Annotated in this window: 13 protein-coding genes; 10 read left to right on the forward strand and 3 right to left on the reverse strand. The window is 61.0% G+C overall.

Annotation, left to right across the window (positions count from 1 at the left end):
* Positions 1-31: 31 nt before the first annotated feature.
* Together JKL48_RS09575 and hisS are read left to right on the forward strand one after the other, a co-directional pair.
* Positions 32-670 (forward strand): hypothetical protein, encoded by a 639-nt coding sequence (locus JKL48_RS09575; protein ID WP_201981798.1) that lies wholly within the window; start codon positions 32-34, stop codon positions 668-670.
* 113 nt (positions 671-783) lie between these two features.
* Entirely contained in the window at positions 784-2,217 is a 1,434-nt protein-coding gene (hisS, locus tag JKL48_RS09580; RefSeq protein WP_201981800.1) for a histidine--tRNA ligase, read from the forward strand.
* A gap of 185 nt (positions 2,218-2,402) precedes the next feature.
* Here hisS and JKL48_RS09585 read toward each other — a convergent pair whose 3' ends face one another.
* Entirely contained in the window at positions 2,403-2,774 is a 372-nt protein-coding gene (locus JKL48_RS09585; RefSeq protein ID WP_201981802.1) for a hypothetical protein, read from the reverse strand.
* Between the two features lie 105 nt (positions 2,775-2,879).
* The gene (locus JKL48_RS09590) at positions 2,880-3,368 is read right to left on the reverse strand and encodes a nuclear transport factor 2 family protein (RefSeq protein WP_201981803.1); all 489 of its coding nucleotides are present in this window, start codon (positions 3,366-3,368) and stop codon (positions 2,880-2,882) included.
* Positions 3,369-3,650: 282 nt separating this feature from the next.
* On the opposite strand from JKL48_RS09590, the gene JKL48_RS09595 reads away from it, so the two are divergent.
* The 7 genes from JKL48_RS09595 to JKL48_RS09625 all read left to right on the forward strand — a co-directional run bounded on the left by JKL48_RS09595 (position 3,651) and on the right by JKL48_RS09625 (position 12,037).
* Complete coding sequence (locus tag JKL48_RS09595; RefSeq protein WP_201981804.1) at positions 3,651-4,853, forward strand: sensor histidine kinase; 1,203 nt, start codon at positions 3,651-3,653, stop codon at positions 4,851-4,853.
* 74 nt (positions 4,854-4,927) lie between these two features.
* Entirely contained in the window at positions 4,928-5,977 is a 1,050-nt protein-coding gene (locus JKL48_RS09600; RefSeq protein ID WP_201981805.1) for a sensor histidine kinase, read from the forward strand.
* A complete protein-coding gene (locus JKL48_RS09605; RefSeq protein WP_201981806.1) occupies positions 5,974-6,681 on the forward strand; it encodes a LytR/AlgR family response regulator transcription factor in 708 nt (235 codons plus the stop codon). The genes JKL48_RS09600 and JKL48_RS09605 overlap by 4 nt, the downstream gene beginning before the upstream one ends.
* Positions 6,682-6,763: 82 nt before the next feature.
* On the forward strand, positions 6,764-8,257 hold the full coding sequence (gene hutH / locus JKL48_RS09610) for a histidine ammonia-lyase (protein WP_201981808.1): 1,494 nt from the start codon (positions 6,764-6,766) through the stop codon (positions 8,255-8,257).
* Between the two features lie 416 nt (positions 8,258-8,673).
* Positions 8,674-10,347 carry a T9SS type B sorting domain-containing protein gene (locus JKL48_RS09615; protein ID WP_201981810.1) on the forward strand — a complete coding sequence of 558 codons (1,674 nt, stop codon included), beginning with the start codon at positions 8,674-8,676 and terminating at the stop codon, positions 10,345-10,347.
* Positions 10,348-10,548: 201 nt separating this feature from the next.
* The gene (locus tag JKL48_RS09620) at positions 10,549-10,887 is read left to right on the forward strand and encodes a YbaB/EbfC family nucleoid-associated protein (RefSeq protein ID WP_201981813.1); all 339 of its coding nucleotides are present in this window, start codon (positions 10,549-10,551) and stop codon (positions 10,885-10,887) included.
* A 64-nt stretch (positions 10,888-10,951) separates the two neighbouring features.
* Positions 10,952-12,037, forward strand: a complete 1,086-nt coding sequence (locus JKL48_RS09625) for a glycosyltransferase family 2 protein (RefSeq protein WP_201981815.1) — start codon at positions 10,952-10,954, stop codon at positions 12,035-12,037.
* A gap of 179 nt (positions 12,038-12,216) precedes the next feature.
* Here JKL48_RS09625 and JKL48_RS09630 read toward each other — a convergent pair whose 3' ends face one another.
* Positions 12,217-12,435 (reverse strand): PspC domain-containing protein, encoded by a 219-nt coding sequence (locus tag JKL48_RS09630; protein WP_046242767.1) that lies wholly within the window; start codon positions 12,433-12,435, stop codon positions 12,217-12,219.
* A gap of 174 nt (positions 12,436-12,609) precedes the next feature.
* Between JKL48_RS09630 and JKL48_RS09635 the strand changes: the two genes are divergently transcribed.
* On the forward strand, positions 12,610-14,409 hold the full coding sequence (locus JKL48_RS09635; RefSeq protein ID WP_201981816.1) for a tetratricopeptide repeat protein: 1,800 nt from the start codon (positions 12,610-12,612) through the stop codon (positions 14,407-14,409).
* Positions 14,410-14,459 lie beyond the last annotated feature (50 nt).

A 14,459-nucleotide genomic window follows, 5' to 3' on the forward strand; every position in this document is an offset into this window, starting at 1 on the left:
CAGCTTAGCCAACTCAATTGCAACATCAGGTTTGAATTTGACTGATTTTAGCATCGAGGAGGACAATGGAAGATATGTTGTAGCTCACAATGCATTGGATAGAGGATTTTACTTTTCTATAAAAGTCAATAGCAGTTCACCAGATATAACAGTTGCTCTAAACCCCTTTGCCAATATTCTGACCAAAGTGCATGGGACTTTCAGCGTAGAAATGTCACCTGGTCAGATTGCATCAGTTGAGACAAGTCATTACCGTGAATGGGAAGCACTATCAGATTCTTTTGATACTTGGCTTCAATGGGTCAAAGAAGAAATAGACACCCCCGACCTCTGGGCCGAAGCGGCCAAAACCGCCCAACTCTTTGCTTATACCGCCGAACCCTCCGACGACAAATTTACCCGCACTGAACTGGCCGAAGTGCAGGGACAATTGCGGCAACTGCAACTGAGTTTCACGCAATCAGCATTGCCCGAAGAGGCTAAGCAAAAGTTGATTGAGTTGACCCAAACTGCTGCGGTAAAGGCCGAAGGACTAACCAAGAAAGATTGGCAGAACTGGATTATCGGCGGCTTCATCAGCGCCATAACAGGACTGCTGTTAAATCCTACGCAAGCCGGGGAGGTGCTGAAATTAGTAAAGGCAGCTTTCGGAGGATTGTTTCTCCATTAATATCGAATCAAACGTCTGGCTCCCCCTCTCCTTTGGGAGAGGGGGCCGGGGGGTGAGGCGCCCGGTCGCGCCGTTCGGGTACCTGATGCGGCCCTGCCTACCTTTGTTCCGTTATGCAAAAACCGAGTATTCCCAAGGGCACCCGCGACTTTGGCCCCGCGCAGGTGGCGCGCCGCCAGCACATCTTCAATGTTATCCGCCGCACGTTTGAGTCGTTTGGCTACGCGCCACTCGAAACGCCGACGCTGGAGAACCTGTCGGTTCTCACCGGCAAGTACGGCGATGAGGGCGACCAGCTGCTGTTCAAAGTCCTGAATTCCGGCGACTTTGCCAAGGACATGACGGCCGACGACCTAGCTACCGGCTCAAAAGCCCTGCTGCCCAAAGTGGCCGAAAAAGGCCTGCGCTACGACCTTACCGTGCCTTTCGCCCGCTACGTGGCCATGAACCGCGGCACGCTCACTTTCCCCTTTAAGCGCTACCAGATGCAGCCCGTGTGGCGCGCCGACCGCCCCCAGCGCGGCCGCTACCGCGAGTTTTACCAGTGCGACGCCGACGTAGTGGGTACCGACTCGCTGCTCTGCGAGGCCGAAATCGTACTGATGATGGCCCAGGTGTTGGGCGGCCTGGGGCTGCATGATTTCACCATCAAAATCAATCACCGCGGGGTGCTGCGCAACATCTACCAGGCGCTGGGCGGCGAGGGCCGCGAGACGGATTTGTTTGTGGCGATTGACAAGCTCGATAAAATTGGGCGCGACGGCGTGAGCAAGGAGCTGCTGGAACGCGGCTTTTCGGAGCCCACCATCGACACACTGTTTGCCTTGCTGACCGTGGAAGGCACCTACGAAGAGAAGCTGCAGCGGCTGCTGGCGGGTTTCGTGACGGCCGGCGTGGAGCCCGATGGCGTGCGCCCCACCACTGCCGACATAAATGCTGACTCACCGGAGCCGCTGGCCAACTACCGCGGGCTGACCGAGCTGGCCGAGGTGCTGGACATTCTCCGAGCCTCCGGTTTCAAGCAATTTGACCGGCTCGAATTTGACCCCACCCTGGCGCGGGGCCTCTCCTACTATACGGGCTGCATTTTCGAGGTAAAAATCAACAACGTGCAGATGGGCAGCGTGAGCGGCGGCGGGCGCTACGACAACCTCACCGGCTCCTTTGGGCTGCCGGGCGTGTCCGGGGTGGGCTTCTCCTTTGGCGTCGACCGGCTGTATGACTGCCTGGAGGCGTTGGACCTCTTCACCGTGACAGCCGAAACGCCCACCCGCTGCCTCCTCACGCACTTCGACGTGGCCAGCGGCCGGGCAGCCCTCCCGTTGCTCGCTGAGCTTCGAGCTGCGGGCATTCCCAGCGAGTTATATCCTGACGCCAGCAAGCTGCAAAAGCAGTTCAAATACGCTGACGCCAAAGGCATTCCCCTGGTTGTCATCATGGGCCCCGAGGAAGTAGCGGCCGGCGTAGTAAAAATCAAAATCATGCAAACCGGCGTGGAGCGGGTGCTGCCCGTTAGCGAAGTGATAGCGGCGCTGACGGGGGAATAAGGCTGACGTTTGGCAAATAAAAAACCGTCGTGCCTCAACTACGCTTGGCACGACGGTTTTTTATGGCTGTGTTGCTACAGGTTTTCGCAGATAATATCGGGCAGCATTTGAGCGGCTATCTACCCGGGCTGGGCCCAAACACGCAGACGATGATGAGGGGGTGTGGCCAATGCTGTCCGTACCCGTTAGCGCGCGGCGTACACCCGCGGCGTGCGGCGGCTGGGGCCAAACTGCTGGGCGAGCAGGGTATTGGCTTGGCCGGCGGTGGGGTCGCGCAGTACCTGTTGCAGCACCAGGTTCAGGCGCTGCGCGGTACGGCGGCGCTGGGCGGGGTGGCGGGCCAGGTTGGGGCAGCGGTCAGGCAGGGTTTCTTCGTACACCAGCTGGTCCTGGGCACTGTAGAAACGCACGGTGGTGTAGTCGCGGGAAGTGAGGTTGGTTTCCACGTTCCAATAGCCCGGCAAAGCGATTGTGGCCGGCGTTTGGGCCTGGGCCAGCGGGGCAGCCAGCAGGAAAAGGAACAACAAGCTAAGGCGGAAGTGAAGCGGCATTTTCATGATGCGGAGGGTATAAAAGGTGGATTAAAAAAGCAATGCGAGCGGCCGAATGCCCCGAATGGGCGGCCATCGGCCACTACCAAGCGAATAGAGAAACGGAGCCCGCTACTGGCCCACGTAGGTGGTGGAAACGTAGGTGCCTTGCCCGGAAATGGCTTGCCACTGCGTTTCGCCTTTCTGGAAAATGATGGAGCGGCGCACGTAGATGAAGGAGTCGCCGGCCGGCGTGCGCACTTTGATGCGCTTGGTAACGGTCATCGTGGCCAGGTCGCCGGTGTAGGCGAAAATGTCGAACTGCGGGGCCATGCGCTCCACCGTCAGCCAGGGGCCGTGAATGAGGGTTTTGATTTCGGCAGCCTTGTTGTTGAGCTCGTTGTTGGGGGTGCAGTTGTAGTAGGGCGCGCCGTAGTACTTCACAAAAAAGGCCGAATCCTTGGCCACCATGGCCCGGTTGTGCTGGTCGTCGAGGGTGTAGAAGTAAGCTTTTGCCTCGGCGGCGCTGGCAAACTCGGCGGGTGTCTGGGGTGCCACGGATTCTGTTTTCTGGCAGGCGGCGAGGGGCAGGAGAGCCAGGAGGTAGGCGAGCTTTTTCATGGAAATGGGGGTTGGTCGGTGAGGTGTTGGCAGTAAAAAACCGGCCTGACAGTGGCGTCACTTGGCCGTTGACTTGCCCAAAGGTGGGGGTTGCGAAAAGCCATTGCTGGGCTATTCGCCCGGCGACACCAGAGCCCCGCAACACGGCACGGCGCCGTCGACCAACCGCTGGTTTGGTCGTTGGTCGACGCCCGGATGTCGTTGGTCTACAAAGCGGATTTTTAAGGCGTTACCAAGGCTCGGCTCGATATATTTACTCAGGCTAAGGCACCCACTTCCTTCATGACACACACGGCAACGCACCGGCTGGCTGCAGCCCTGCAGGCAATAGACGAGCGGTTTTGGCTTCGGCACGGACTGTTCTGGCTGGTGCGCACCCTGCTCATGGCCTGGCTGATGGTCCATGTCATTCACGTGGCGGTGAATGGGCGGCTGGCCCTGCGCGACGCGCTGCTGTTTCTGGTGCCGTTGGTGCCGGTCACCTACGCGTTGCTCTATGGCGTGCTGCCGGCGCTGGAGCAGGGCCGCCGGCTGCGGTTTGCGCTGCTCCTGGCCGCCTGGGTGCCGCTGAGTCTGGCGCTGAACTACCTCTTCCGCTTCCTGGTGCTGGTGCCGCTGTACCAGAACGTGAAAACGGCCATTCCCGACCAGCATCACGCGCTGGCCGTGGGTCCCTTTCTGCCGCTCATCATTACGGTAGGTGTGGCCGTGTGCTTGCGGCTGTACCGCCAATGGCGGCAGCGCGAGTTGGCCAACGCCCGCCTCCGCCAGGAAAACTACCAGGCGGAGCTGCAACTCCTGAAGGCCCAGATTCACCCGCACTTTCTCTTCAACACCCTCAACAACCTCTACGCCCTCACCCTCAAGCAGTCGGACCAGGCACCCGAGGTAGTGGAGCGCCTCACCGGCCTCCTGCAGTTCGTGGTGGAGCAGGGCGACGCACCGCTGGTAGCCCTGCGCGACGAAGTGGCGCTGCTCCGCAACTACCTCGCGCTGGAACAACTGCGCTATGGCAGCCGCCTAAAGCTCGATTTCGCAGCCGACCACATTCCGGCTAACGGCCGCATAGCCCCCCTCCTGTTGCTGCCGCTGGTCGAAAACGCATTCAAGCACGGCTCGGCCGAGCAGCTGGGGCAGGCGCACATCCGGGTGGCGCTGGGCGTGGAGGGGCGGCGCTTTACCTGCGTCATCACCAATAGCAAAAACGAGGCCCCCGCACCCGCCGGTGGCAAAAACGGCATCGGCCTGCGCAATGTGCGGCAGCGCCTCCAGCTGCTTTACCCCCATCGCCACCGCTTCGAGACCGAAGCCGGAACCGATGTATTTACGGTGCGCCTGTGGCTGGACATGGGCGCTGGGTCTGCTGCCGCACGGGCCGCGGAAATCACGTCTCTGCCTTCGGCAATAACAGCGCGGGCCCCGGTGGCCGAAGCCGCCACAGACGCCCCCGAAGCACTGCCGCACCTAGCCACGCACCGCCCATGAACGTCCGGTTTCTTTCCCATCGGCGACGGTGGCGGCACGGACTGTTCTGGGCCGTCGCGTCAGCGTTTCTGTTTATGATACAGCTACCTAGCCCTTCCTACCTGGGTGCGCGGCTCTACTGGCGCGAGTACTTGCTGGTGCAGCTGCCGGTGTTTCTGCTGGCTACGTATCCGCTGCTGTACGGGCTGCTGCCGCAGCTGCTCCAGCGCCGGCGAGCGGCTATTTTTCTGGGTGGGCTGCTGGGCTGGCTGGCAATCAGCGCGCTTGTATCGAACGCGTTTTGGGTGTTTTACGGCTGCGTATTGACGCCCATCGTATTCGGCGAAAAGCCGTTGGTGGCTTTCAGCTGGCAGCACATCGGGGGTGAGTTTTTTGCCCTGCTGCTGGTGGCCGGGGCGGCCAGCGCCATCCGTGTATTCAACGAATGGTACGCACAGCAACAGCTCAGCCAGGTGCTGCGCCAACGCCAGCTCCGGGCCGAGCTGCAATTGCTGAAGGCCCAGCTGCAACCAACGTTTCTGTTCAGCACGCTGCGCTCCCTGCACGCCCTTACCAAGCAGAAATCATCCGATTCGCCGGCGGCGGTGCTGCACCTGTCGGCCCTGCTCCGCTACATGCTCTACGACGGCCAGCTCGACGCCGTGCCGCTATCAGACGAAGTGGACATGATGCGGCACTACGTGGCCCTGGAACAGCTGCGCCTGGGCCGGCACGTGGATGTGTCGCTCAGTTTCAATGGCCCGCTTGGCCAGCACCACATCGCGCCGCTGCTGCTCCTTCCCTTTGTCGAAAACGCGTTTGCGCACATTACCGTGGCGCCCGCCGACTGCCAATGGGTCAGCATCGACCTCACAGTTAAGGTCCATTCGCTCACCTTCAAAGTTATCAGCGGCCGTCCCGAAGCGGAAGTAGCTACCGAAACTGCTTTGCCCGAAACGCCCGTGTTGGCCAGCATCCGCGAGCGGCTGGCCCGCCTCTACCCCGGCCGGCACAAGATGAGACTTGTATCGGAGCCCGATACCTTGCTGGCCTCGCTGCACTTGCAGCTGGCGCCAGCTGATGCACTACCAGCCGTGCCCGCCAGGGCCGCCCGGGCAGAACTTCACTTCAATTCCCAGCCATGAAACTGCACTGCCTGTTGGTCGACGACGAGCCCCCGGCCCTGGAGGTGCTCGAGTCATACGTGCGCGAAGTGGCGCACCTGGAGCTGGTGGGCACCTGCGGCAATGCCCTGGAGGCCTTCGGTGTGCTGCAGCGGCAGCCGGTCGATTTATTGTTTCTCGACATCAAAATGCCCAAAATGCTGGGCACCGATTTTCTGCGCAGCCTGCGTCACCCGCCGCAGGTCATTTTCACCACCGCCTACCGCGAGTATGCCTACGAAGGCTTCGAGCTGGATGCCATCGACTATTTGCTGAAGCCGATTTCGCTGGAACGGTTCCTGAAAGCGGTGGCCAAAGCCAGCCCGACCGATGCCGTCGCGGCCGCCCCTACAGAAGCGCCGCTCCCGGCAAACCCCGACGCTTTCCTGTATTTCCGCATCGACCGCAAAATGGTGAAAGTGGTGCTGCGGGACATTCTGTACGTGGAGGGCTTGAAAGACTACGTCAAAATCCACACCGTAGCCGGGCCGCCGCTGGTGGTGAAGCAAATCATTAACGGCCTGGAAGAGAAGCTCTCGGAGAGTAATTTTCTGCGCATTCACCGCTCGTTTATTGTGGCGATTGATAAAATCCGAACCTACAGTGCCCGCCACATTGAGGTAGCCAATCAGGAGCTGCCCATTGGCCGGTTGTTTCGGCCCCGGGTGGAGGAAGTACTGGGGTAAAGCAGGCCAATACGGCTGGGGCGGCGGGGCCGGAAATGCGTCTAATTTTGTAGCCCCCAACCGCCCCTCACCCACCACCTGAATGCCCACCCATACCATTTCGCCCGCGCAGCCGCTCACCTTGGCCGCGCTGGCCACCCTGCTGGCCGATGGCCGGCCCGTGCAGCTTGGCGACGATGCCAGGCAGCAGATTGCCGCCTGCCACAGCTACCTGCACCAGCGCCTGGCCCACGACGACCAGCCGGTTTACGGCATCAACACCGGCTTCGGCTCTTTATACAATGTGAGCATTGCGCCCGAGGCCCGTGCCCAGCTGCAAGTCAACCTGATGATGTCGCACGCCTGCGGCACCGGCGCCGAGGTCCCGCAGCACCTTGTGCGCCTCATGCTTTTTCTCAAAGCCCAGAGCCTGAGCTACGGCCACAGCGGTGTGCAAACCACTACCGCCGAACGCCTGGTGGCCATGTACAACCGCGAGCTGCTGCCCGTGGTGTACGAGCAGGGCTCCCTGGGTGCCTCCGGCGACTTGGCCCCGCTGGCCCACCTTTGCCTGCCACTGCTGGGCCTGGGCGAAGTGAACTACCAGGGCTACCGCCTGAGCGCTGCCGATGCCATGAGCCTCTTCAGCTGGGAGCCGCTGGCGCTGCAAGCCAAGGAAGGACTCGCCCTGCTCAACGGCACCCAGTTCATGCAGGCCTACGCCGTGGACGGGGTGCTGCGCGCCCAGCGTCTGGCCAATGCAGCCGACGTGATTGGGGCGCTCTCGACGGAAGCTTTTGGGGGCTGCGCCGACCCGTTCAATGAAAACCTGCACCGCATCCGGCCGCATGCCGGGCAGGTGCTGGTGGCCCAGCGTCTGCGCGAGCTGCTGACTGGCTCCGAGCTGCAAACCCAGCCGCGCCACGCCGTGCAGGACCCCTACTCCTTCCGCTGCCAGCCGCAGGTGCACGGGGCCTCGCGCGATGCCCTGGCCTACGTGGCCCAGGTGGTGGAAACCGAGTGCAACTCTGTGACCGACAACCCCAATATCTTTCCGGAGCAGGACCTGATTCTGAGCGGGGGCAACTTCCACGGCCAACCCCTGGCCCTGGCCCTCGACCACCTGGCCGTGGCCGTGGCCGAGTTGGGCAGCATCTCGGAGCGCCGCACCTACCAGCTCATTTCGGGCCAGCGTGGCCTGCCCACCTACCTCATAGCCGAGCCCGGCCTGAACTCCGGCCTGATGATTCCGCAGTACACCGCGGCCGGCATCGTGAGCCAGACCAAGCAGCTGTGCACACCCGCTTCGGTCGACAGCATTGTGAGCAGCAACGGCCAGGAAGACCACGTGAGCATGGGCGCCAACGCCGCTACCAAGAGCCGCCGCGTGCTCGATAATGTGGAGCAGGTGCTCGGCATCGAGCTGATGACGGCAGTGCAGGCGCTGGCGTTCCGCCGGCCGGGGCGCAGTTCCGAGGCGCTGGAGCGGGTAGTGGAAGCTTTCGGACAGGAAGTAAAATTTGTGGTGCGCGACCGGGTGCTGTACCCGGATTTGCACAAAGCCGCAGCCTTCGTCCGTAAGTTTGACTGGCAATAAAGCGCGCCTTTCTTCGTAAAGAGCCGCCGCCACGGGCTTTCTCTCAAAAGACTGCCCGATTTTTGCGTGGCTTGGGCGCCATTCGGCCCCTTTGCGCGTTACGAGAGCTACCTATGAAGTTGGTCAAATACCTTTTTTTAGCATTGTGCGGCTGGACGTGGAATACGGTGGCTGCGCAAGCTCAATGTGTTACACAGCCCAATGACCCTACTGCATTCCGAGCTGTTGACGCCTCCGGAGTTGAAGTAAATGCTTTTTGCGTGGGCCAACCTGTCAGATTTGAATCTCGGGCTAACCGTAATATAGACCCTACCCTTGTGACCTATGGAGTGCTCAAAGGAATTGATAAGGACTACTTCCCTAGTTGCCTGCCACCTAATAAGCTCCCATACACATATACTCCCCAGGCGGCTGATGTGGGCGACGTAACCGTTTCTGAGTTACTTACAATCCCTGGCGGAACTCCCATTTACTATATCCGCAATTACAAAGTCTACGGCACCCCGCCGCCTGCTTTTACGGCCATAGCCTGTGCGGGAGGGGCCTACGCCATTACTGTTACGGATGCTACTTACGACAACTACACGGTCCAGACTGCAGCAGGTACCACAAATCTCATTCGCAACCAGTCGGTCACCATCCTACCGCCCGCTGGCGCTACCACTATTTCTGTTACGGGAAATTACACCCTAATCGGAACCTGCGTTGGCAACAGCTCGCAGCCCCTGCCGGTGCTGGCGCCGCCCCAAACGCCCCTTTTCACTACTCTCACCCTGCAAGGCCCGCTGCCCGGCGGCGCGGCCACTCTGGCCGTGGGGCAGCTGCCCGCCGGCTACCTCTACACCCTGCAAATTGCTGACGCCAGCGCCCCCGGCGGCTTCCGGCGCGTGGCCGACGTGCCCGCTGGCAGCACCAGCATTGCCCTCTCGGCTCCCGAAGCTGGCTGCTACCGGATTTCCCGCACCGATGCCTGTGGCACCAGCCAGGCAGCCACGCCCGTCATCTGCACGCTGAGTTTGAGTGGCACCTCCACCCAAAACCGCAACCAGCTGCTGCTCAGCGATGCCGGCAGTCCCGGCACCACCTACTCTGTGCTGCGCAACAACACCCCAATCACCAATTATACGGTGATTGCGGGGGGCCTGGAAGATGCCGACGTGCAGTGCGGCACCACCTACACCTACGTGGTGAGGGCTACCCAGCCGGGCGGCACAGCCATTTCCAATCCGATTTCCATCCTGACCAAATCCAGCCTGGCCCCAGCGCAGCCGCAGCTCATTGCCAGTGTTAAAGATGACAATTCTGTTGAGTTGACGCCGCTTTTGGGCGCGCCGCTCACGCCGGGTAGCAGCTTGCACTACCAGCGCACTGCCCCCGGCCAAGTCCTGGCAGACCTGGGCACGTTTACCGATGCCAATGCGCTGGTCGATTCGAAGCCGCTGGAGGAGTTGCTGGCTGCCCCGCCCTGCTACTCGGTGCGCCTCACCGATGTGTGCGGCAACGTCTCGCCCGAAAGCCCTGCGGCTTGCCCGGCACTCCTCACCGCCACCCCCGCCGACCCCGACGGCAACACCGTCGCGCTCACCTGGACGCCCTTCGGCGGGCCGAATCCCAGTATTCCCGTTGCCTACACCCTCCAGCGCCTGGCCGCCGATGGCACCGTGCTGGGCCCGCCCCTTGCCGTGAGTGGCACCCGCTATACCGACTTTGCTCCGCCCTCCGACCGCCAGGTAGCGCGCTACCGCCTCCAAATCAGTGGGGCAGGGCTGCCGGCCGGCACATACAGCTACTCCAACCACGCCAGCGTGACCCGCAAGCTGACCTTGACCATCCCCACTGCCTTCACCCCCAACGGCGACGGCCTGAACGACGTGCTCGAAGTGAAAGGCAAGTACCTGAACCACTACACCTTTGTTGTGGTCGACCGCAACGGCCAGGAAGTGTTCCGGGGCACGCAGCGCAGCGACACCTGGGACGGCCGCATCCAAGGCCACCAGCCAGTGCTGGGCGCCTACGCCTGGCGCTTTCAGCAGGACCAGGAAGACGGCAAGCGCTTCACGGCTACGGGTTCGGTCACTATTTTGAAATAGTGCTCCCGTCATGCAGAGGCGCAGCCGAAGCATTTCGCGTGCTTTTTAACTTTGGAGGCGGCTTTAATAAAAATCGACTTCAATACAACCGGAGGCTACGCCCACCTTTGTGAAAGAATACGGCATCAGTGAATAAAAAAGGCATCCTTTTTCGCACGTAGCCTGTTCACTGCAAACTGACAACTGTTAATCGAGAGACATATGGCATTCGACCTCACCGGGATGATGGGCAAAGTGAAAGAGCTGCAGGATAAAATGCAGCAGGCCCAACAGGAAATTCAGCACATCGTGGCCACGGGCGAAGCCGGCGGCGGCCTGGTGCGCGCCACGGCCAATGGCCACCGCAAAATCATCAAGCTCGACATCGACGAAACCCTGCTCACGCCGCAGGACCGCGACATGCTGGCCGACCTGGTGGTAGCCGCCGTGAACAAAGCGTTGGACGAAGCCGCCGAGCTGGCCCGGCAGGAGCTGCAACGTAAAACCAGCGGCCTCATGCCCAACGTGCCCGGCCTGGATTTGAGCGGTTTTGGCGTCTGACGCTGCGTTCCGCTTGCTTAATCTGGAATGAAAAATGAGGAATGAAGAATTATTTGCTGAGCCGATGAACCCGAAGGATGAGAAAGAAAATTTCTCATTCTTCATTCCTGATTCTTCATTTGAAGGCGCCTGCGCCGACGTAGCCATCGTCATTCTGAACTGGAACGGGGCGGGTTTTCTGCGGCGTTTCCTGCCCGGCGTGCTCACCCACGCCGACGGCGCCCGCGTGCTGGTGGCCGACAATGCCTCCACCGACGACTCGGTAGAGCTGCTGGCCCGCGACTTTCCCACAGTAGAACTGTTGCTGCTGGACCGCAACTGGGGCTTTTGCGAGGGCTACAACCAAGCCCTGGCTCAGGTCGACAGCCCGTATTTTGTGCTGCTCAACTCGGACGTGGAAGTGACGCTCGGCTGGCTGCGCCCCCTGCGCGACCTGCTCGAAATCAACCCGCGCATTGCCGCCGTGCAGCCCAAAATTCTGGCCCACGCCGACCCCACGCTGTTTGAGTACGCCGGCGCCGGCGGCGGCTACCTCGACAAGCTGGCCTATCCCTTCTGCCGGGGCCGCCTGTTCGACACCCTGGAAAAAGACCTCGGCCAGTACAACGACGCCCGGCCCGTGGCCTGGGCCAGCGGCGCCTGCCTGCTGCTGCGCCGCAGCGCCTGGCTGGAGATGGGTGGCCTGGAGCCGGCTTTTTTTGCGCACATGGAAGAAATCGACTTCTGCTGGCGCCTCCAGAATGCCGGCCACGAAGTGTGGTACCACGGCGGCAGCGTGGTGCAGCACGTAGGCGGCGGCACCTTGCCCAAAACCAACCCCCGCAAAACCTACCTCAACTTCCGCAACGGCTTGGCCCTGCTTTACAAGAATGCAGCCCCTGGTGAGTTATACAGCTCTATTTTCCAACGCCTGGTGCTGGATGGCGTAGCAGGCCTGCGCTTTTTGGCCGGCGGCCAGCTCAGAAATTTCTGGGCCGTGTTGCGCGCTCATTTCAGCTTCTATGGCAAGCTCGGCTATTGGCAGCAGCGGCGCCAAGCAGCCCGGCCCCACTTGCGGGCCACCGAGCGGGCTGGGGTGTACGCGGGCAGCATCGTGTGGGCCTATTTCGCCAAAAGCAAGCGCAAGTTCAGCGAGTTGGGCTTGAAGTAGCGCCGGTCGTTGCCAAGGTAGTGTGGCACAACCGTTAAGCAGTCAAGCAAACGTAAACGGATAGTAAAAAGGTGGTCATGCTGAGCGCAGTCGAAGCATGACGTTCGAGCGAATACGGTGACTACTTAAAAAAAGCCCCGACTCTATACAGAGCCGGGGCTTTTGCATCTATTATGCTGCTACAAATCCCACACCGTGCTGCGCTGCTGGCGCATGGCCCGGCGCACATTCATCCAGAAAGCGCCGGCGAAATAAAGTACGATGGGCGAGCCAAACGTAAAAAACGAAGCGTATACAAACGACAAGCGCACGCTGCGGGTACTGAACCCCCATTTCTGGGCCAGCGCCGAGCAAAGGCCAAAGGACTGCGTTTCGAGGTAGTCGGTGAAGCGTTTCATGGGCGGTAGCGGCTAGCGAAATACAGAATGTCTGGGCTAAGATAAGGCTTTGGGCGGGGCAGGGCAAGCACAAGCGCGTAATTTTGCTGCCCCTAACCCAGCTACCCGAACGCCTTGTACGTTTACAGCGGTAGTTTTCGTTTTCCTGCCTTGCGCATTTTGATGAGTATTTTTTTGCGGCCTCTGGCCTACGGGCTGCTGGCAGCCGCTGTTGCTTTATTGCCGGGCTGCACCCTGCCGCGGGTGCTCAAACAAGCCGAAACCGGCCGTACCGTAACGGCCCACCCCGCGCCGCTCACGGCCTCGGGCGATGACGTGCCCTTTACCGTAGAGGCCCGCGTGCCGGCCAAGCACCTGCACAAAGGCGTGGTGTACGAGCTACTGCTGAGCTACCGCTACGAGCACGGCCTGCGCGAAGACACCTTGGGCCGCATCTCCTTCAGCTTTGGCAATTACGTGTACGACGACGAACACAAGGGTCAGTTGTTGGCAACCGGCAAATACAGCATCCCCAACACCCCCAGCCGCCACCCCGGCGAACTGCTGGCCCATGGCCAGGTGCGCGAGCTGAAACGCGACGGCCGTCTGCTGCGCGCGCCCGACAACGTGCTGGTGGCCCGCGGTATTTCCGACCCCGCCCGCCTTGTGGTGCGCGAAGACACGACCCTAAGCCTGCTGCCCGAGCAGGCCAACAACAACATGAGCGGCACCCGGGTGCTGCCCTTTTATTTTGACGAAGACAAGTGGTACATCCGGGGCTACCTGGGTACCAACGTGCAGGCGCTGGAAGACCTCATCGACGCCAATCAGCAAACCAAGCAGGTGCTCATCATCGCGGGCCATTCGCCCGACTCCACTGATGCCCACAACCGCCTGCTGGCCAGTAAGCGCGTGCGCATGCTGCTTTACTACTACCAGCAGCGGGTCAAGAATTTCTCGTATTTGAACAAGGTAGAGGCCATTCGCTTCGACACCCTGGCCTACGTGCGCAAATGGGATACCTTCCTGCAAAAGGTGACTACCTCGGCCCTCAAGCCCGAGCAGATGGACTCCGTCGTCACCATCATCAACGACACCAAGGGCACGTTTGAGGAAAAAGAAAAGGCCCTGCATCGCCTTACCTTTTTCGATTACATCGAGCAATACATCTACCCGGTGCTGCGGTTCGGCACGGTGGCCGTTACCTACACCGCCCCCAAGCGCTACGACTCGGAGGTGTACCTGCTGTCGAAAAAGATTGTGGAGAAGCAGATTGAAGCCGATGCCCTCACGCCCGAGGAGCTGCGCTACTCGGCCACGCTCACCCCGCTGCTGGCCGAAAAGCAGCGCATCTACGAAGTGGCCGCCGCCAACACCAACAGCTGGGAAGCCTTCCACAACCTGGGCGTAGTCCTGTTGCAACGCGCCGAAAAAGAGCCCACCGATAAGATTCAGAAAGCCTACTACCACCGCGCCGCCGTCAACTTTACGCTGGCGGCCCACCGCAACCCCACGGCCGAGTTCTTTTACCACGCCGCCACGGCCTACCACCGCGCCGGCGACCGCCTCGAAGCCCTACAGAACTACGACTACGCCATCAAGCTGGGTGGCCCGCGCCCGCTGCTACGCAAGATTTTTTCGGACCGCGCCGCGCTGGAAATCCAGGTGGGCCAGCCCGACGAGGCCCTCCGCAGCCTGCAATACGCCGGCCCCTCCTACCAGAATGCCCTCAACCACGCCCTCATCGAGCTGGGCCGCGAGCACTACGAGTTGGCCCTGGAGCAGTACAAAATAGCCGCAGCTCTGCGCCCCGCGGCTGCTGCCCCCATCTACGGCATGGCCGTGGTGGCCGCCCGCCAACACGACGAAACCACGGCCACCAGCTTCCTCAAACAGGCCGTGGCGCTCGACCGCAGCTACGCTCAGCGCGCCGTGGAGGACCTGGAATTTCAGGAGTTTGTGCAGAGCAAAAGCTTCCGGGAAGCGCTGAAATAGCCGTAACGCTTCCGTGAACATAGATTGAACGTCCTGCTGAGTGGAGTCGA

Source organism: Hymenobacter rubidus (genome assembly GCF_016734815.1).
GTDB lineage: Bacteria > Bacteroidota > Bacteroidia > Cytophagales > Hymenobacteraceae > Hymenobacter > Hymenobacter rubidus.

What these genes read in the sequence shown, in the direction of transcription:
- hisS (WP_201981800.1), top strand. Translation starts at nt 784, where the DNA reads ATGCAAAAACCGAGTATTCCCAAGGGCACCCGCGACTTTGGCCCCGCG.
- JKL48_RS09585 (WP_201981802.1), bottom strand. Translation starts at nt 2,774, where the DNA reads ATGAAAATGCCGCTTCACTTCCGCCTTAGCTTGTTGTTCCTTTTCCTG.
- JKL48_RS09590 (WP_201981803.1), bottom strand. Translation starts at nt 3,368, where the DNA reads ATGAAAAAGCTCGCCTACCTCCTGGCTCTCCTGCCCCTCGCCGCCTGC.
- JKL48_RS09595 (WP_201981804.1), top strand. Translation starts at nt 3,651, where the DNA reads ATGACACACACGGCAACGCACCGGCTGGCTGCAGCCCTGCAGGCAATA.
- JKL48_RS09600 (WP_201981805.1), top strand. Translation starts at nt 4,928, where the DNA reads ATGATACAGCTACCTAGCCCTTCCTACCTGGGTGCGCGGCTCTACTGG.
- JKL48_RS09605 (WP_201981806.1), top strand. Translation starts at nt 5,974, where the DNA reads ATGAAACTGCACTGCCTGTTGGTCGACGACGAGCCCCCGGCCCTGGAG.
- hutH (WP_201981808.1), top strand. Translation starts at nt 6,764, where the DNA reads ATGCCCACCCATACCATTTCGCCCGCGCAGCCGCTCACCTTGGCCGCG.
- JKL48_RS09620 (WP_201981813.1), top strand. Translation starts at nt 10,549, where the DNA reads ATGGCATTCGACCTCACCGGGATGATGGGCAAAGTGAAAGAGCTGCAG.
- JKL48_RS09625 (WP_201981815.1), top strand. Translation starts at nt 10,952, where the DNA reads ATGAACCCGAAGGATGAGAAAGAAAATTTCTCATTCTTCATTCCTGAT.
- JKL48_RS09630 (WP_046242767.1), bottom strand. Translation starts at nt 12,435, where the DNA reads ATGAAACGCTTCACCGACTACCTCGAAACGCAGTCCTTTGGCCTTTGC.